Below are 19196 nucleotides of genomic sequence, written 5' to 3'. Positions count from 1 at the left end.
GAAGTTATTTTTATATAAATATTAACAGTATCATTTTTTGCGCATTACCTAATTTTATGGTGAATATTTAATATTTTCTGTTTGTTATGGAGCTTTAATTATTCATAAATAATTTAGGTTTAGTGGTGTGGTTATTTAGGTCATCTAATTGATGATGATAAAATTCACCAATGAAAAAATTAGGTGAAAATTATGAATAATAGGCCAAAAATGAAAAACATAGGCCTAGTAAGCTGTCAAATACATATTCATATCTATAAGAAAACGTGCAATGAGTGTCTTGATATACCAAACCATTTAGATCGTCAGTTAATATCTAGTCAAGTGATAGTGTGTGGTGTGGCGATGTGACTTACATTTGGAACGGGAAAAGTTGGGCTTATCTTGCCACAGTGATTGATCTTTATACTCGTAAGCCTGTTGGCTGAGTAATGCCTCTGTCACCAAATAGTGAGTTAACAAGTAATGCATTGAAAATGGCCTATTAAAGTCGTGGACGACCAAAATGCGTTACGTTTCATGGTGATCAAAGCAGCCGCTATACCAGTCGTGAGTTCCTACAAACACTGTGGTAATGCCAAATGACTCAAAGTTTAAGTAGACGGACTAACTATTGGGATATTGCGCCAATGGAACGATTCTTCAAAAGCTTAAAACAGAATAAGTACAACCGTATGGTTGTCACACATTAGATCAAGTTAAACACTATATTATGAAATACATCATTGGGTATTACTGTCAGTTAAGACCTCATTGGCACAACGCTGTTGCAAGCCCGTATAAAAAGGAAGGACTATACTAGATCAACTATAAAGCAAAGCGGTGGATATTTCTGGTTGACCAATACAGGCGACTATTTATAAAAGATTTAATTAATTTAGATAAATCATATATAGCTATAAAGAAATGCGCTAATCTATTCTGCATGTACATGCATTGACCGCCGACACACTCGGAAAGAGGTAACCATGAGAAATAATCAGCCGGTAACACAGAAAGAATACCGATTTTCAAGCTCTGATCGCTTGATCTCAGCAACAGACAAAAAGGGTCAAATCAAATATTTCAATGATGCTTTTTTGAAGGTCAGTGGTTACAGTCGTGAGGAGTTAGTTGATGCTCCTCACAACCTTGTTCGTCATCCAGACATGCCTCCATCAGTGTATGAGAGTATGTGGCAAACGATCAGTAAAGGTAATCCTTGGATGGGTTTAGTAAAAAATCGTCGAAAAAACGGAGATTATTACTGGGTAAGTGCCTACGTCACTCCCATTTTTGAAGGCGAAGAAATCATTGGTTACGAATCTGTTCGTGTAGTTCCATCGGAAGAACAAAAGGCACGAGCCGAAAGGGTTTATACCCGAATGCGAAGTGGAAAATCTCCTGTTTCAGTGTGGCAACATGCCAAATACTACTCGAATCAGCTTATGCATATATGGCTACCAACAGTCCTAGCGGCTGTAGCAAGTGTTGTCATGTTGGGGGGCACTACCAGCCTCATAGTATCTGCAATGGGTGCGTTACTTTGCTTATTGTCCTTCATACAGCAAGAAAAACAATATAATAAGCTGTCAGAGTTAAAGCCAAATGCGTTTAAAAATAAGATAGTTGCAAGTACGTACTCTCAATACGCTGGCGCAAAAGCGCAGTTGGAAATGATGGTCATAAGTGAGTCAGCTCGTTCGAGAACCGCTATAACTCGAGTTGAAGACTCTGTAGCAACATTAGGATCAATTGTCCGTTCCACTCGTGAACAAGCCGACTCCAGTAAAGCATTAATCAACGAACAAAACCAAAAAACACAGGACATTGCTTCTGCTATTCATGAGATGTCAACTGCTATCCAAGAAGTGGCCAGCAATATAAGCACTAATTCTGAAAAATCTGAACTGGTTACTCAGAATGTTAATGTTGGTGCTAACTTGGCGGAACAAGCGTTAAACGCCATTGATCAGCTTAGCAAATCGGTGTCGAGTATCGCGCACACCGTCGAGGACTTATCCAACTCAACAGAAGAAATTGGTAAAGCGGCTGATCTTATAACAACCATTTCGGATCAAACTAATTTATTGGCTCTAAATGCGGCTATTGAAGCTGCAAGAGCAGGCGAGCATGGTAGAGGATTTAGCGTTGTTGCTGATGAAGTGAGAACGCTTGCTACCAGAACGCGAGAATCGACCGATGGGATTCACAAAATAATTGAGAACTTAATAGCCAAAGCGCAAAGCGCAGTAGACATATCACAACAAGGCGAGAGTGCTGCCACGGATGGGGTTGAGATGGTGGACAAGACGAAACGTTCCCTCGAAGAGATTCTTGGTGCAGTACAAAGTATTAATGACATGACTCTTCAGATGTCAGCATCCGTAGAAGAGCAAAGTAGTGTGGCTGAGTATATACACAAGCAAGTGACCGAGATAGCTGACAGTGCTCTTGTTGCAAGTGAGAATGCAAATGAAACATCCAACTCAAATAAGCGATTAGAAGCCACAACAAGTGACCTTTACAAACTAATACAAAGATTCAGTAGCGCAGACTAATTAAGGCATAGAGATATGGAAAAGCCCCTTGAACCTAGTAATGAACACGCTAGATTGAACGCCCTTTTAAACACCGCACTGCTTGATAGTGAGCCAGAAAAACGATTTGATCGCATTACTTTACTCGCCAAAGCTGCGTTGAATGTTCCTATGGTGATGGTGACATTGGTTGATGCTGAACGGCAGTGGTTTAAATCGAAACAAGGCGTGAGTGTAACGGAAACTTCAAGGGAGGTTTCTTTCTGCGCACATACTATTTTGGATTCAGATGTCTTTCAAGTGTCAGATGCGAGGGAAGATGCGAATAAGTCCCGCGCATGCGATAATTCATTTTTAATCATTGAGCCTGACCATGTCACATCAACTTACCTTTGCTGACAGCGAATTCAACAACAAGCGTCGTAAAACACGCAAAGAAGTTTTCTTAACTCGCATGGATGAATTGATGCCGTGGGATCAGCTTGAAACGGTCATTGAGCCTTTCTACCCAAAATCGGGGAAAGGAAGAAGACCGTATCCATTGTCCACCATGTTTCGCATTCACTGCATGCAGCATTGGTACAACATGAGCGATCCTGCTATGGAAGACGCGCTTTATGAAATCACCTCCATGCGTTTGTTTGCTGGATTGTCGTTGGACAGTGCGATCCCTGATCACACAACCATTATGAATTTTAGACACTTACTGGAAAAGCATAAGCTCTCCCGTCAGCTGTTCAAAGAGGTCAATAAGTGGTTGTCTAGCGCTGGAATTTATCTAAAAGAAGGCACGATTGTCGACGCCACTATTATTGAAGCCGCTAGCTCAACCAAGAATAAAGCAAAAGCACGCGACCCCGAGATGCATCAGACTCAAAAAGGTAAACAATGGTTCTTCGGGTTAAAAGCCCACATCGGCGTTGATGCTAGAACATGGCTAACACACAGCCTCAGCACAACGGCGGCCAATGTACACGACATCTCGGAAACAGAAAATCTGCTTCATGGTGAAGAAGCGTTTATCTCAGGAGATTCAGGTTATCGAGGCGCACATAAAAGAAAAGAACTCAAAGACATCAAGGCCGAATGGTTGATTGCTGAGATGCCAAGTAAGATGCGTCTTCTCAAGAAACACCCAAGAATAAACAAGCAACCTATCCGAACGGAATACATAAAAGCTAGTATCAGAGCAAAAGTCGAGCACCCATTTCGGATCATAAAGCGCCAGTTTGGGTTTAGGAAAGTCGTCTATCGCGGCCTAGAGAAAAATGATAACAAACTGGCGATGCTGTTTGCCTTAGCCAATGTATTCAGGATTGACCAGATGATACGGGCTGCAAGGGGTTAATCCGTCTAAAAGCCTCTAAATAAGGCTAAAATAGCTTGTTTAGAGTCTAAAAGTACTGAAATGGGTGATATTTTGCGATTTTTTAACCAAGTTAGAAACACTGGCTACTGTTCAACTTCTTAATCGCAGTTTCCTTAATTAATTGTTGTGCACCGGATATTTCTTAATTGTAAGCAAGGTGTTGGTATGAAGTTTTTTAACTACTTTAATCGCTCTAACAAGTTTGAAGGTGTGTTCTGCATCTTGGATGTACTCTGATGTAAAAGACATAATGACTAATACTAGTGTTTATAAAGCAGAGATTAATCAGGCGGATATTGCAGCTAAATTTCAATGCAATTACCCTGATGGTGTAGTCATGGGCATGTATACAAAGTCAGATGGATTAAGCATTGCAAGCGGTCAGCTAAGGCTACGCTACAAAATTGATAATTCGGATGTCTTTACTGATAACGTACCTGTATTTCAAAAAGAAGGAATGTTGCACTTTAAGATTACAGATGATTTGAACCAAGCCTCTTTATAAAACTCCAGTTACGAATTGCAGGAAATCAGTTCACGAACGTGAGATCCCACATATTTTATGTATCTAAACCGTAATTACCGATTAAAAAGTACTGACATTTTCAGGTCCGATTTGTCGGTATTTTTTCTTATTGGTACTGACAGTGTAAAAGTAACGATGTTCAGTTGTGGTAAGGGTTTTAGTTGTGTCAGTGCTGGATAACTTTGGTGTGGTCTGTGGAGATGGCAGCTCGAGCATTCGAAGCCTTTGTTGAAGATGCTAATCCATCGAGTCGTTTTCTGGTGAAAGGCAGTCGCCATTCAGAAGAGGCGAAGATAGGTCTTTATCCGCAGGGTGCTCAACGTCAGCGTATCAATATAGCGTTTCAGCACTACTTTGGTGCTCTTGGTGGGGCTTTGGGCAGGGAAGTGTCTTAGTCAGAGTGAGTTTGATATAAAAATTATTGAATTTATGGATTGTGTTTTAATGCCGTACTAAACAACCAAAAAGAGCGAATCTCTGCAGATTCGCTCTTTTTGGTTTTATCGACCTAATGTTGCGATTTCAAAAGCGTGAAGATTATTCTTCGTAGCTTTCAATCGGTGGGCATTCGCAATACAGATTACGATCACCATACACGTTGTCGATGCGACCGACAGGTGGCCAGTATTTACGCGCCTTAATCCATGGAAGAGGGTAAGCCGCTTCTTTACGGGAATAGGCGTGTTGCCATTCTTCATCCAGTAAGCTATCAGCCGTGTGTGGAGCATTTACTAACGGGTTGTCCTCTAAAGGCCATTCACCTGCTTGCACCTTGCTAATTTCTTTGCGGATTTGAATCATGGCGTCACAGAAGCGATCCAGTTCTTCCAGATTCTCGGATTCTGTTGGCTCTATCATCAAGGTGCCGGCAACGGGGAAAGACATGGTTGGCGCATGGAAGCCAAAGTCCATTAGTCGTTTCGCAATGTCTTCTTCGCTGATGCCAGACTCCGCTTTAAGTGGACGAATGTCGATGATGCATTCGTGTGCTACCGTACCATTTTTACCCGTGTAAAGTACTGGATAATGCTCAGCTAGACGTTTGGCAATGTAGTTGGCATTCAAAATTGCATTGAATGTTGCGTCGCGTAAGCCTTTGTCGCCCATCATTTTGATGTACATCCAAGTGATGACGAGGATGCTTGCACTGCCGTAAGGAGCCGCTGAGACTGCGCCATGTTGCTCTGCCATGCCGATAACGGGGGTAACAGCGTGGCCTGGAAGGAAGGGCGCAAGGTGTGATTTCACACCAATAGGTCCCATGCCTGGGCCGCCGCCGCCATGTGGAATGCAGAATGTTTTGTGTAGGTTAAGGTGAGAGACGTCACCGCCAAAAGTGCCCGGAGGCGCTACGCCCACCAAAGCGTTCAGGTTGGCACCATCAATGTAAACCTGGCCACCAAATTTATGAACGATGTCACACACTTCACGAATATGTTCTTCAAATACGCCGTGGGTTGATGGGTATGTGGCCATGATGCAGCTAAGTTGAGCCGCGTGCTTTTCTGCTTTTTCGGCTAAATCGACTAGATCGATGTTGCCATCTTCATCGCATTTGACAATGACAACTTTCATGCCAGCCAAAGCAGCTGATGCTGGGTTTGTGCCATGGGCAGAGCTTGGGATTAGACAGATGTCTCTGTCGTGATCGCCACGAGATTTGTGGTATTTATCAATGGCAATAAGACCTGCGTATTCACCTTGAGCGCCAGAGTTCGGCTGTAAGGATACCGTGTCATAGCCGGTTGCCTTCGAAAGCATGTCAATCAGCTCATTGAGTAGAGCATGGTAACCTGCAACTTGATCGCTTGGGGCAAATGGGTGGATACGACCAAATTCGGCCCAAGTTACTGGAATCATTTCCGATGCCGCGTTTAGCTTCATCGTACAAGAACCCAGTGGAATCATGCTTTGGTTTAAAGCGATGTCTTTCATCTCAAGCTGATGCATATAACGCATTAGTTCGGTTTCGCTGTGGTGACGATTGAAAACGGGGTGCGTTAAGATGTCGTCTTGTCGTAGCATGGCAGAATCAAAGCCGTAGGTGGCATCACTATTGTTGATGTCGTCTAGGCTGATGTTGGCGTCAAAGCACTGTGCAAGATCGATTAAATCGTTTGGCGTAATGGTCTCGTTTAATGAAACAGATACTTGGCTTTCAGAAACCTTGTAAAAGTTCATTAACTTGGCGACGCCATTTGCCATTATGCGATCTGTGTGCTCGTTTGTATTGACAATGACGGTGTCAAAGTAATGGCTGTTTGTTGTAAAGCCTTGTTTTTGAACTGCTTTTGCGAAGCAGTCGGTTAGGGCTGCGATGCGATTGGCAATTTTCTTTAGTCCATCAGGGCCGTGATAAACCGCGTAGAACCCCGCCATCATCGCAAGTAGTGCTTGGGCGGTACAGATGTTGGATGTCGCTTTCTCGCGGCGAATGTGTTGTTCGCGCGTTTGCATTGCCATGCGTAATGCAGGTTTACCGTGGCTGTCTTTTGATACGCCGATAACACGCCCCGGCATGGAGCGTTTAAACGCATCTTTTGTTGCTAAAAAGGCAGCGTGTGGGCCGCCGAACCCCATGGGAACACCAAAGCGCTGCGCTGAGCCGAATACAATATCCGCTCCCATTTCGCCAGGAGATTTTAGCAACACTAGAGAAAGTAGGTCGACCGCAACACTCACAAGAGCGCCTTGCTCGTGTGCTTGCGCGATAACCGCCGTTAAGTCACTGACGGTACCGTCAATGCCTGGGTATTGAACGATGGCGCCAAACACGTCGTATTGTGCAAAGTTGGCGATGTCATCAACGATGACGTCAATATCCAGCAATTCGGCACGGGTCTTAACAACGTCAATGGTTTGTGGCAAGCAGTGATTGGCGACAAACAAGACATCGCTTTTTTTGCGATTAGAGCGTTTCATCAAAGTCATTGCTTCAGCGGCTGCCGTCGCTTCATCTAGAAGAGAGGCGTTGGAGATTTCCATGCCGGTTAAGTCGATAATGACTTGCTGGAAATTCAGCAGCGCCTCCAAACGGCCTTGCGATATTTCTGGTTGATAAGGCGTATAAGCGGTATACCAACCTGGATTTTCAAGTAGGTTTCTTAAAATAGGAGACGGAACGTGCGTATCGTGATAACCCATACCGATAAAAGATCGAGCCACCTTGTTTTGGCTGGCAATGCCTTTTAGTAGGGTAAGGGCACCGTTTTCACTAACAGGTTCGGCTGAAAGATCCAAATGTGCCTGACGGATAGCCTCAGGAACGGTCTTTTCAATTAGCTCTGGTAGCGAATCGATTCCAATAGTGGCCAAAATTTTGGCTTGTTCTGTTGCGTCAGGGCCAATGTGGCGGGCAATAAATTCACCATCGGTTAACAAATCACGAATGCGCGATGTCATAGTTCAATCACCTATTAAGATAAAATCTGGAGGGGCTAGGCTCTCTTGGTTAGTAAAAGAAAGCCTGTTGGTCGATTACTCGATGATGGCTGAATAGCCTTCAGCATCAAGAAGATTGTCAAGATCAGCCGCGTCGCTTAGTTTGATTTTGGCAATCCAAGCGCCTTCGTACGGAGCATCATTGATTAACTCAGGCGTGTCATTCAGTGCTTCGTTCACTTCGATTACTTCGCCGTTAACAGGGGCGTAAATATCAGAAGCCGCTTTAACAGATTCAACCAGAGAAAACTGCTCGGTTGACACGACTTCAGCACCAATTTCAGGTAGCTCAACGTACACAACGTCACCAAGAAGTTCTTGTGCGTGGTCTGTAATGCCAACGGTCACTGTGCCATCGCCGTTATCAAGCACCCACTCGTGGGAGTTGGCGTATTTTAAATTTTCTGGGATAGTGCTCATGTTTGTATGCCTCTTTTAAAGTTCACCCAAGGACATAAGTCCTTGGGTGTAAGGGTTTTAACGGTAAAGCGGGAAGCGCTTGCAAAGTTCTTTTACTTCGGCAAGAACACGAGCTTCCACTTCAGGATTGCCTTCTGGCATCTCTACCAATCCATCCAGTACGTCGCTGATCAGGTGGCCTACTTTCTGGAACTCTTCGATACCAAATCCACGAGAAGTCGCCGCTGGTGTACCGATGCGGATACCAGACGTGATCATGGGTTTTTCTGTATCAAAAGGGATGCCATTTTTGTTGCAAGTGATGCCTGCGCGTTCTAGGGCTTTATCAACCACGTTACCTTTCAAGCCTTTAGGGCGAAGGTCAACCAACATTAGGTGGTTGTCTGTTCCGCCAGTGACGATATCGCAACCGCGCTCCATCATGACTGCGGCCAAGGCTTTCGCGTTAGCCACTACTTGGTCGATGTACACTTTGAACTCAGGTTTCAGTGCTTCACCAAATGCGACGGCTTTACCAGCAATGACGTGCATTAGTGGGCCGCCTTGGTAGCCAGGGAAAACCGCTGAGTTGATTTTCTTGCCAAGATCAAGGTCGTTGGAAAGAATCATACCGCCACGAGGTCCACGCAGAGTTTTGTGCGTTGTTGTCGTAACAACATGTGCATGTGGTAGTGGAGAAGGATGTGCCCCAGTAGCCACAAGCCCTGCTATGTGAGCCATGTCTACAAAAAGGTAGGCGCCCACTTTGTCAGCGATGTCACGGAAACGTTTGAAATCAATAACACGAGGAATGGCTGAGCCACCCGCGATGATCATTTTCGGTTTGCATTCTAGCGCTTGGGCTTCAATGGCGTCGTAGTCAATCAAGAGGGTGTCAGGATTTACTTGGTACTGAACGGCATTGAACCACTTGCCAGACTGGGCTGGTGGCGCACCGTGAGTTAAGTGACCGCCAGCGTCTAGAGACATACCAAGAATGGTGTCGCCAGGCTGAAGCAAGGCAAGCATCACAGCGCCATTTGCTTGAGCGCCTGAGTGAGGTTGCACGTTAACGAATTCACAATTAAAAAGTTGCTTTGCACGATCAATAGCAAGCTGCTCTGTAACGTCAACGGCTTCACAGCCGCCATAGTAGCGACGGTTTGGGTAACCTTCAGCATACTTGTTGGTTAGAACAGAACCTTGTGCTTCTAAAACGGCTTTAGACGTGATGTTTTCAGAAGCGATCAGTTCAATGCCAGTTTCTTGGCGCTCTTGCTCTTCAATAATCGTTGCAAAAAGCTCTGGATCTCTGTCAGCAAGGGTTTGGCTGAAAAAGGCTTCGGTATTGGCCATCTGGAAAATTCCTCTTAAATGAACGTGGGTGCCTAATATGACAATGGGTCGTGTCTATAATAACACTAAGGCAGTCTAGGAGGATGAAAAAAGATCATCTTTCTAAGAGCGTCAGTCATTGTCTATTTTGCGTCATTTTTCAGTATCATAATCAAAAAGTTTCCAATTGGAAACAGTTGTAAAGCGGTAATTTAAAAAGTTTATGACTCTAATAAAGCTGACCATTTGTTTAAAATATGGGTTTATCTGTGGTTTCTTTTGCTTAGTTTTCGTATTTATTGCTGCTTTAGGCTTGTCAAATCCAATTGTTTTTCGCTACTCTGTTTCCAATTGGAAACAAATCTAACTTCTTCAACAAGGGCTTTTCTTATGAAACGTACTGCTTTGTATGATCAACATGTTGCGTCTGGTGCCAGAATGGTGGAATTTGCAGGTTATGAAATGCCAGTTCAATATCCGCTCGGGGTAATGAAAGAGCACCTGTGGGTTCGCGAACAGGCTGGTTTGTTTGATGTGTCGCACATGGGGCAAGTCATTCTTCGAGGTGACAATGTCAAGGTGGCACTTGAGTCGATTTTACCAGTGGATGTGCTTGGGCTTGCTGAAGGCACTCAGCGTTATGGTATGTTTACCACAGCGGATGGTGGTATAACGGATGACTTGATGTTTGCCAATTGGGGGGCGGATGAAGTCTTCATGGTGGTCAATGCTGGCTGTAAAGAGCAAGATTTTGCTTATTTAAAGGCCTCTCTAGTCGATTGCGATGTCGAGGTTGTTGAAGATCGATCCTTGCTCGCTATTCAAGGGCCCAAAGCGCGCGATGTATTTGCTCGTATGGTGCCAGAAGCGGCAACCATGACCTTTATGCAAAGCGTGAAATTTGAGTGGCAAGGCATTGAACTGTGGGTGAGCTGTTCAGGTTACACCGGCGAAGACGGTTACGAGGTTTCTGTGCCAAACGACCATGCTGAGGCTTTTGCTAATGCTGTATTGGCATTTGACGAAGTAGAATGGATTGGCTTGGGTGCTCGGGATTCCTTGCGATTGGAAGCGGGATTGTGTTTGTACGGTCACGACATTGATACTCATACAACACCGATTGAAGCGTCTTTAAATTGGGCTATTCAAAAAGTACGTCGTCTCGATGGTGATCGTGCTGGTGGATTCCCAGGTGCTGAGCTTATTTTGTCTCAATTCACCGATAAGCCTGCTAAAAAGCGTGTTGGTTTTTTAGTGGATGGGCGTGCGCCTGTGCGCGAGGGAGTTGACATAGTGGATGCTTCTGGTGATGTTCAAGGTAAGGTGACCAGCGGAGGTTTTTCTCCAACCTTATCTAAGCCTATAGTGATGGCTTACGTTGCAACGGCATGTCTTGATTCGGGTGCGGCATTATTCGCCAGTGTACGAGGCAAACAGATTCCGTTGAACTTAACCGCAATGCCTTTTGTGCCTTCTCGTTATTACCGCGGTTAATCACTTTTAAAAACCTAAGCACTGGGATCTGAGGGAAATCAGTGCTTGGTTTTTTATGACAATGATCAACCTAGTGTTCATTTTCTTATTACGTTGTGACTGGTTGTGATGCCTTTGCGTGGCGTGCATTTTTTGATTGTGTGATAATCCCGATTTTTGTGGAGTGTACACTTGATAACGGCAGCGCAACTCGTTACGGCTTTTGAGGACTGTTTTCTAGCCCACTTTAATACCCGCCTCGTTGGAGGTGCGGAAGAGCCTCTCTACTTGCCCGCTCATTTGATGACACCTGCTTGTGTATATTTTCGGTTTGATTACGTTTCCAGTGCGCTACATGAAGTGAGCCATTGGTGCATTGCTGGGGCCCAGAGAAGGCAGCTAGAGGACTACGGTTATTGGTATGAAGCGGATACGCGGGATCTAATGACCCAGCAACAGTTCGAGCAAGTTGAAGTTAAGCCTCAGGCGGTTGAATGCATCTTGCATTGGGCAGCGGGGCTGCCTTTTAGGGTCAGTGTAGACAATTTGTCCATGCCAGATTATGACGCTAAACATTTTGCTGCGGCCGTTATGGCGCAAGTTGGCGAGTATGTCCGTTTAGGTGGTTTGCCAGAGAGAGCAGAGCGTTTTGCAATGCATTTATTGGCCCAGCGCCATCCCCATATAGCTTTTAAAGAGTTTTTAAAACAACAATATGAAAATTATTGCAGATGAGAATATGCCAAATGCGCAAAGGCTTTTTTCGCATTTTGGCGACGTTGAGTTGGTCAATGGTCGGTCATTAACTCATGAGCAGGTTAAAAGTGCCGATGTATTGTTAGTGCGCTCGGTGACCAAGGTGACTCGTGAGTTAATTGAAGGCAGTTCTGTGCGTTTTGTTGGCAGTGCTACTATTGGGGTCGATCACATAGATTTGGCCTATTTGTCTGAACACAATATTGCCTTTTCCAGTGCGCCAGGGTGCAATGCGGACGCGGTCACCGATTATGTTTTTAGCGGTTTGAGTCATCTCTATATGACAAAAGGGTTGCGTTGGCTTAGTAAGAAAATTGGCATTATTGGTTACGGCAACGTGGGTAAAAAAGTGTATGAGCGTTTTGCTCAGTTGGGATGCCAGGTATGTGTGTATGATCCTTTAAAAATGGGCTCTGATAGCACGGTAAATTTTGTGTCTTTAAACGATGTGCTTGCCTGTGATGTGATTTCTTTGCACGCTCCTCTTAGTCGATCAGGTGCTTACCCAACAGAAAATATGCTTGCAGAGCGGGAGTTGGAGGCGTTAAAGCCGGGTGTTGCGATTATTTCGGCTGGGCGCGGTGGGGTGATTAATGAAGATGCTTTGATTAAAAAGTATCAGCAATTGAAGGGTGACATGCATCTAGTATTGGATGTTTGGCACCGTGAGCCTGTGATTAATCAGCAGTTAGTAGCGATTGTTGATATTGCTACTCCACACATTGCAGGGTACAGCAAGCAAGGCCGTGAAAAAGGGTCATGGATGGTATACAAAGCCTTGTGCCAATACCTAAAGCAAGACATATGCAGCGAGCGAAAACAGGACGCTATCAGTTCCGGTGCGATTTCTGTCATTGAGATCAAGGGAGAAGGGTGTCGTGAGGAAGTGCTGGCACGCAGTGTGCAAGCGATTTATGATGTCGCACGTGATGATGTTCGCTTACGTTATAAATACAGAGAAGATAAAGAAAAAAACGTCTTTGATTGGTTGCGCAAGCATTATGTGGAGCGCGACGAGTTGCACACCTGTTTCATTCATTCAAATCAAGCTGATCTAAGCCGTCTGCATGATGCAATAGGGTTCAAATCATACAATAAATAAAGGTTAGGAATTTTGCATGGCTGGAGTAATGCAGGTTGATCTCGGAGATCTTGATGTACCTATAGGGACTGGCGTGCAGGTAGAGTTTATCTCGCCTCCAGGTCGCTTCATGGTGAAAGTGCTTGGCCACATACAAGGTCGCTCTCTTATTGTGTCTTGCCCGCGTTTGAATGGAAAAAATATCCTAGTGCGAGAGAGTCAAGTTGTGAATGTGCGCTTGATGCTAAGCACCCATGTATGTGCTTTTAAAAGTAAGGTGGCAAAAAGTTACCTTGAGCCGTCGGCGCATTTGCACATTGCCTATCCTGAATACGTGGAAACGTCCGAAGTGCGTCAAGCGGTTCGTGTCGAAACTCGGCTTATTTGTAATGTTGAGCCAACGGTGTCAGCGGACTCTATCGCTGAGACAACCTCCGCCATCATTATTGATTTGAGTGTGGGTGGCGCCAAAATCATTTCTAAGACGGATTTTGGTTCCGTAAATCAGACGTTTCGTTTGGCTTGTAATGTGAAAATAGGGGCATTCAGTCATATTTTGAAGCTAAACTGTGAGATTCGCTCTCAAGAAATTCAAATGTTAGAGCAGGTGCAGGCCAGCATTGTTGATAACGATTTTTTGGCTAAAATGGGGGTTGAATATTTTTATGTCTACGGCATACGTTTTATCGATGTTGCTAAAGACGTGGGTATTCCTCTTATTGCTTACATTCTTGAAACCCAGCTTAACAAAACGCGATAAATGCAATATCAATACGCGGTTCACGCTCCGTCAAATGACTATTTTTAAATAAAAAGCAACTTGCCTTAGGTTTGTTGTTTCGTGTCGCAATGAGACAAGCAATGATTACCGTCTTATGCAATTCTGCACCATTAGAAGTCGCGATTTCAGCGCAATGTTAATTACACGCTAGTAAAGTGGCATGGTGGTTTCAGTCTACCTCATGCCACTGACGATACTGTCTTTCAAATCTTGCTGTTTGCTTGAATTTGGTCGCAGTATGAGGAGGAAAATAATAATGACAATCTCAAAATTCGTGACTTACGAGCCTTCCATCGCACAAACCATCATCGATGATTTTAAAGCAAAGCCTGGCGCCCTGTTGCCACTTTTACATGCGCTGCAAGATCGCTTTTCCTATATTCCCAATGAGTCCATTCCATTGATTGCGACGGCATTAATGTTGAGCCGAGCGGAAGTGCATGGTGTGATCAGCTTTTATCACCATTTCCGTACCCAGCAGCCCGGTCGACATGTGGTGGAAATTTGTCGCGCCGAGGCATGCCAAGCGGTTGGTGCTCGTCAGTTAGAGCATCATGCTAAACAGACTTTGCATTTGGATTATCATCAAACAACAACGGATAACACCATTACTTTAGAGCCTGTGTATTGTTTGGGTAACTGTAGCTGTGGACCTTCTGTGCGCGTAGGAAACGATATTCATGCCAATATGGATCCTCATGCTTTTGATGCCTTAGTAGAGCGACTCAAAACGGATCTCTTGGAGGTGTTGCAATGATGTATCACGTTTACGTGCCTTCAGATACGACAGCAAAAGCGCTAGGCGCTGATCGCCTAGCTCGTTTAATGGCGATTATGGCCGCTGAGCAGGGCATTGAGCTCAACATAAAGCGCAATGGTACTCGTGCCATGTACTGGCTCGAGCCTTTGGTGGAGGTAGAGACCGCACAGGGGCGCTTTGGGTTTGGGCCAGTAAAGGAAACGGATCTAGCGTCATTGTTTGCCGCTAAGTTTTGGTTGGGGGAGGTGGATCATCCTTTGGCGTTAGGTTTGGTTGAAGATATTGACTATCTCAAAAAACAACAACGACTGACGTTTTCAAGGGTGGGTGTGATAGATCCTGTTTGCTTGGAAGATTATCGCAGTCATTATGGTTTTAAGGGGCTAGAGAATGCCTTGAACCTGTCGCCTCAAGCGCTGGTGGATCAAATCAAAGCGTCTGGCTTGCGAGGTCGCGGTGGGGCAGCCTTTCCCACGGGAATTAAGTGGCAAACGGTGCTAGATGCCCCTACTGAGCAAAAATACATTGTCTGCAACGCGGATGAAGGGGATTCCGGTACGTTTGCTGATCGTTTGGTGATGGAATGTGATCCCTTTATGCTCATTGAGGGCATGATCATTGCTGGATTGGCGGTTGGTGCGACCCAGGGCTATATTTATTTACGTTCAGAGTATCCGCTGGCTCATCTTACCCTGGAGAAAGCCATTGCCATTGCTTATGAAAATAATCTTTTGGGGCCTAACATTTTAGGTTGTCCTCAATGCTTTCATTTGGAAGTTCGTTTAGGTGCAGGAGCGTATATTTGTGGTGAAGAAACCTCTTTGCTGGAAAGCTTAGAGGGCAAGCGAGGTTTGGTGCGAGCCAAGCCGCCGTTACCGGCGATTGTTGGCTTGTTTGGTAAGCCAACGGTTGTCAATAATGTGCTGTCACTGGCCGCTGTGCCCTTCATTTTAGACAAAGGCGCGAAAGCTTACGCAGACTGTGGCATGGGGCGTTCTCGTGGCACCTTGCCTTTTCAGTTGGCTGGCAATGTTAAACGCGGCGGTTTAGTGGAGTTGGCTTTTGGGCCGACACTTCGAGAATTGATGTTTGATTTTGGCGGCGGTACACGAAGTGGTCGCCCGCTTCGCGCTGTTCAAGTAGGTGGTCCGTTAGGCGCTTATCTTCCTGACAGTCAGTGGGATACTCAGCTAGATTATGAGGCGTTTGCCAAAGCAAACGCCGTCTTAGGTCACGGCGGTGTGGTTTTATTTGACGATACCGTGGACATGGGTGAGCAAGCAAGATTTTCGATGGCGTTCTGTGCTGTTGAATCGTGTGGCAAATGCACCCCGTGTCGTATCGGCTCAACGCGCGGTGTTGAGGTGATCGATCGAATTCGTGCGGGTGAAAACATAGAGGGTAATCTAGCCCTCTTGTCTGATCTGTGTGAAACCATGATAGATGGGTCCCTGTGTGCTATGGGTGGGATGACGCCATTTCCTGTGCAAAGTGCCATAAAATACTTTCATGAAGACTTTGTTAAGCACTCAGCGCCTTTGAGCTCTGCGGTTTCCATCACTAACAAGCAGGAGGTGTAGTCATGTTACAGCACTTTGATCCGAATAAAGATTATGGCACGCCTGCTGTACAGAGTGACATTCAGGTGACGTTAGAAATTGATGGTATTGAAATCAGTGTGCCAGAGGGTACCTCCGTATTGCGTGCCGCGGCGTTAGCAAACATTAACATTCCCAAGTTGTGTGCCACAGATAATCTCGAGGCTTTTGGTTCGTGCAGGCTTTGTACTGTGCATATTGAAGGCCGACGCGGAGCGCCTGCTTCCTGTACAACACCCGCTGAGCAAGGCATGAGAGTCTCTACGCAAAATGATAAGCTCGCTAAACTGCGGCGTAATATCATGGAATTGTACATTTCAGATCATCCACTGGATTGTTTGACATGCCCTGCAAACGGCGATTGTGAACTTCAAGATATGGCCGGCGCGGTAGGTCTTAGGGAAGTGCGCTACGGCTTTGATGGTCATAATCATCTGGATGCGCCTAAAGACACCTCAAATCCCTACTTTACCTTTGACGCGAGCAAATGCATCGTGTGTTCACGCTGTGTGCGAGCTTGTGAAGAAGTTCAAGGGACCTTTGCATTAACCATAGATGGACGTGGGTTTGATTCCAAAGTGGTGGCCGGACAAGATGAGAGCTTCTTTGACTCGGACTGTGTTTCTTGTGGGGCGTGTGTGCAAGCTTGCCCGACCGCGACTTTATCAGAAAACGCTATTATTACCTTAGGTCAGCCAGAGCACAGTGTGGTTACGACCTGTGCTTATTGCGGTGTGGGGTGTTCGTTTCGAGCCGAAATGAAAGGCGATCAATTAGTTCGCATGGTGCCCCATAAAGGCGGCGACGCCAATCATGGTCACTCTTGTGTAAAAGGGCGTTTTGCCTTTGGTTATGCCACGCATAAGGATCGTATTAAAGCGCCCATGATTCGTGATTCTATTGATCAGCCTTGGCGAGAAGTTAGCTGGGAAGCGGCAATGGCATTTGCGGCAGATCGCTTAACATCCATACAAAAAGAATATGGTCGTGAAAGTATTGGGGGAATTACGTCTTCCCGTTGTACGAATGAAGAGACGTATCTTGTTCAGAAACTTATTCGCACGGCGTTTGGAAACAACAATACCGATACTTGCGCCCGCGTATGCCACAGTCCTACAGGCTACGGGCTTAAACAAACACTGGGGGAATCGGCCGGGACGCAAACGTTTGACTCGGTAATGAAGTCGGATTGCGTATTGGTCATTGGTGCAAACCCGACCGATGCTCACCCGGTGTTTGGCTCATTGATGCGTCGTCGTTTGCGTGAAGGGGCCAGTCTTATTGTTGCGGATCCTCGGCAGATCGATCTATTGAAAACGCCACACCTTGGAGCCTCCTTGCACTTGCCTTTGCGTCCTGGGACCAATGTCGCCATGATCAATGCTTTAGCGCATGTAGTGATCACGGAAGGGCTAGAAGATACCGACTTTATTGCTCAGCGATGTGACGCGTCGGCTTACCTTAGATGGCGTGATTTTATTAAGCAGTCTTGTCATGCGCCTGAGGTAGTAGAGGGCATCACTGGGGTTCCCGCTGCGGATATACGTGAGGCAGCTCGAACTTTTGCTAAAGTACCTAATGCGGCTATTTATTATGGCTTGGGCGTTACAGAACACAGTCAAGGGTCCACTATGGTAATGGGGATTGCCAATCTTGCCCTAGTGACTGGCAATATAGGCCGTGAAGGCGTTGGTGTTAATCCATTAAGGGGGCAAAACAATGTGCAAGGCTCCTGTGATATGGGGTCTTTTCCACATGAGTTACCGGGGTATCAGCATGTGTCGGATCCGATTGCTCGCGGTCGTTTTGAGGCGGTTTGGGGTGTCACATTGGACGATGAGCCGGGGTTGCGCATCCCCAATATGTTTGATGCAGCCATTGCAGGGCAATTTCGAGCCTTGTATGTTCAAGGTGAAGACATTGCTCAGTCTGACCCCAATACCCAGCATGTTGAAGAAGCATTGCGTTCATTGGATTGTCTTATTGTTCAAGACATCTTCTTAAACGAAACGGCCAAATTTGCCCATGTATTGCTGCCAGGCTCTACTTTTTTAGAGAAAAACGGCACTTTTACGAATGCCGAGCGTCGCATTAATCGCGTTCGAAAAGTCATGCCGCCGGTGGCTGGTAAGGAGGATTGGCAGGTGACTATGGCTCTGTCAAATGCCTTGGGTTATGCGATGCACTACGACCATCCATCGCAAATCATGGACGAAATCGCGCAACTGGCGCCAAGTTTTGCAGGGGTAAGCTATGATAAGCTTGAATTGCAAGGTAGCCTGCAGTGGCCGTGTAATGATGAGTTTCCTGATGGATCGCCTATCATGCATGAGACGCATTTTCCGACACCTCATGGAAAAGGGCAATTTGCCATTACCGAGTTTGTGCCAACCACGGAGCGCGCCACGCGTCGATTCCCTTTGTTACTAACGACAGGGCGGATTTTGAGTCAATACAATGTTGGCGCACAAACGCGACGCACCGATAACCAGCGCTGGCATCAAGAAGATGTTTTAGAGCTTCACCCGCACGATGCCGAAGAGCGTGGCGTAAAAGAGGGGGATTGGCTCGGCATCAGTAGTCGCGCCGGAAGAACGGTGTTAAGGGCCTTGATAAGTGAGCGTATGCAACCTGGCGTTGTGTACACGACCTTCCACCATCCTGGAAGTGGCGCGAACGTGATCACCACAAATAACTCCGATTGGGCAACCAATTGCCCTGAGTACAAGGTGACCGCGGTTCAGGTCGAAAAAGTGTCCCAACCTTCAGAATGGCAACAAGGCTTTGAGGCGAACCATGGCCGACAGCAGAGATTTTTATTAGATGCGACGGATTCTGTCGCAAAGGATAATTATGCATCAAAGTGAAGAAGAGCACTTAATTGACATGATCAATCATATTGCTATGAACAATCTGAGTGTCGGTGATGAATTGGCTGTTGCTCAAATGATAGAAGGGCACATTAGAAAATTTTGGCCTCGACGCATGAAGGCGCTGTTATGTGATTATATAGCCCGAGACGGGTCGGAGCTTCACCCAGCAGCGCTTTTAGCAGGCACGCGGTTGTCTGAAAAAGGCGCTTGACTCAAAAAATAAGCAAGTGAGTCAGTAAAAAAAAACGCCAGCTTATGAAGTGACCCCATAAAGTTGGACACTTT

General features: G+C 45.7%; 17 protein-coding genes. 14 read left to right on the top strand and 3 right to left on the bottom strand.

Going from position 1 to position 19196, the window contains the following annotated elements; all coding sequences use genetic code 11:
- Positions 1 to 332 precede the first annotated feature (332 nt).
- The 6 genes from EBI00_RS16300 (at position 333) to EBI00_RS15600 (ending at position 4809) form a co-directional block, all read left to right on the top strand.
- On the top strand, positions 333 to 428 hold the full coding sequence (locus EBI00_RS16300) for a DDE-type integrase/transposase/recombinase (RefSeq protein ID WP_421930368.1): 96 nt from the start codon (positions 333 to 335) through the stop codon (positions 426 to 428).
- A 540-nt stretch (positions 429 to 968) separates the two neighbouring features.
- A complete protein-coding gene (locus tag EBI00_RS15620; protein ID WP_123096864.1) occupies positions 969 to 2540 on the top strand; it encodes a methyl-accepting chemotaxis protein in 1572 nt (523 codons plus the stop codon).
- Positions 2541 to 2555: 15 nt separating this feature from the next.
- Positions 2556 to 2918, top strand: a complete 363-nt coding sequence (locus EBI00_RS15615) for a hypothetical protein (RefSeq protein WP_123096863.1) — start codon at positions 2556 to 2558, stop codon at positions 2916 to 2918.
- A complete protein-coding gene (locus EBI00_RS15610; RefSeq protein WP_123096862.1) occupies positions 2893 to 3867 on the top strand; it encodes an IS5 family transposase in 975 nt (324 codons plus the stop codon). The genes EBI00_RS15615 and EBI00_RS15610 overlap by 26 nt, the downstream gene beginning before the upstream one ends.
- A gap of 271 nt (positions 3868 to 4138) precedes the next feature.
- Complete coding sequence (locus EBI00_RS15605; protein WP_148039083.1) at positions 4139 to 4393, top strand: hypothetical protein; 255 nt, start codon at positions 4139 to 4141, stop codon at positions 4391 to 4393.
- Positions 4394 to 4614: 221 nt separating this feature from the next.
- The gene (locus EBI00_RS15600; RefSeq protein ID WP_158600777.1) at positions 4615 to 4809 is read left to right on the top strand and encodes an LPD1 domain-containing protein; all 195 of its coding nucleotides are present in this window, start codon (positions 4615 to 4617) and stop codon (positions 4807 to 4809) included.
- Between the two features lie 142 nt (positions 4810 to 4951).
- Here the strand turns inward: EBI00_RS15600 and gcvP are convergent, their stop codons facing one another.
- The 3 genes from gcvP to glyA form a co-directional block, all read right to left on the bottom strand.
- Entirely contained in the window at positions 4952 to 7816 is a 2865-nt protein-coding gene (gene gcvP / locus EBI00_RS15595; RefSeq protein WP_123096860.1) for an aminomethyl-transferring glycine dehydrogenase, read from the bottom strand.
- Between the two features lie 75 nt (positions 7817 to 7891).
- Positions 7892 to 8275 carry a glycine cleavage system protein GcvH gene (gcvH, locus tag EBI00_RS15590; protein WP_123096859.1) on the bottom strand — a complete coding sequence of 128 codons (384 nt, stop codon included), beginning with the start codon at positions 8273 to 8275 and terminating at the stop codon, positions 7892 to 7894.
- 57 nt (positions 8276 to 8332) lie between these two features.
- A complete protein-coding gene (gene glyA / locus EBI00_RS15585; protein WP_123096858.1) occupies positions 8333 to 9610 on the bottom strand; it encodes a serine hydroxymethyltransferase in 1278 nt (425 codons plus the stop codon).
- 369 nt (positions 9611 to 9979) lie between these two features.
- Between glyA and gcvT the strand changes: the two genes are divergently transcribed.
- The 8 genes from gcvT (at position 9980) to EBI00_RS15545 (ending at position 19122) form a co-directional block, all read left to right on the top strand.
- Positions 9980 to 11083, top strand: coding sequence for a glycine cleavage system aminomethyltransferase GcvT (gene gcvT, locus EBI00_RS15580; RefSeq protein WP_123096857.1), 1104 nt, complete (start codon positions 9980 to 9982; stop codon positions 11081 to 11083).
- A 171-nt stretch (positions 11084 to 11254) separates the two neighbouring features.
- Entirely contained in the window at positions 11255 to 11797 is a 543-nt protein-coding gene (locus tag EBI00_RS15575; protein WP_123096856.1) for an elongation factor P hydroxylase, read from the top strand.
- Entirely contained in the window at positions 11778 to 12920 is a 1143-nt protein-coding gene (locus EBI00_RS15570) for a 4-phosphoerythronate dehydrogenase (protein WP_123096855.1), read from the top strand. Before EBI00_RS15575 ends, EBI00_RS15570 begins: the two co-directional genes overlap by 20 nt.
- Before the next feature lie 16 nt (positions 12921 to 12936).
- On the top strand, positions 12937 to 13659 hold the full coding sequence (locus EBI00_RS15565) for a flagellar brake protein (protein ID WP_123096854.1): 723 nt from the start codon (positions 12937 to 12939) through the stop codon (positions 13657 to 13659).
- Positions 13660 to 13936: 277 nt separating this feature from the next.
- On the top strand, positions 13937 to 14437 hold the full coding sequence (locus EBI00_RS15560) for a formate dehydrogenase subunit gamma (RefSeq protein WP_123096853.1): 501 nt from the start codon (positions 13937 to 13939) through the stop codon (positions 14435 to 14437).
- Positions 14434 to 16020 (top strand): formate dehydrogenase beta subunit, encoded by a 1587-nt coding sequence (locus tag EBI00_RS15555; protein ID WP_123096852.1) that lies wholly within the window; start codon positions 14434 to 14436, stop codon positions 16018 to 16020. The genes EBI00_RS15560 and EBI00_RS15555 overlap by 4 nt, the downstream gene beginning before the upstream one ends.
- A gap of 2 nt (positions 16021 to 16022) precedes the next feature.
- Positions 16023 to 18905, top strand: coding sequence for a formate dehydrogenase subunit alpha (gene fdhF, locus EBI00_RS15550; RefSeq protein ID WP_123096851.1), 2883 nt, complete (start codon positions 16023 to 16025; stop codon positions 18903 to 18905).
- Positions 18892 to 19122, top strand: a complete 231-nt coding sequence (locus tag EBI00_RS15545; RefSeq protein ID WP_123096850.1) for a formate dehydrogenase subunit delta — start codon at positions 18892 to 18894, stop codon at positions 19120 to 19122. Before fdhF ends, EBI00_RS15545 begins: the two co-directional genes overlap by 14 nt.
- The last annotated feature ends 74 nt before the right edge of the window (positions 19123 to 19196 follow it).

Origin of the sequence: Marinomonas hwangdonensis (genome assembly GCF_003721245.1) — a bacterium.
Classification (GTDB): Bacteria; Pseudomonadota; Gammaproteobacteria; order Pseudomonadales; family Marinomonadaceae; genus Marinomonas; species Marinomonas hwangdonensis.
The sequence above is the reverse complement of the archived record's forward strand: the minus strand, read 5'-3'. Positions and strand labels throughout refer to the sequence as shown.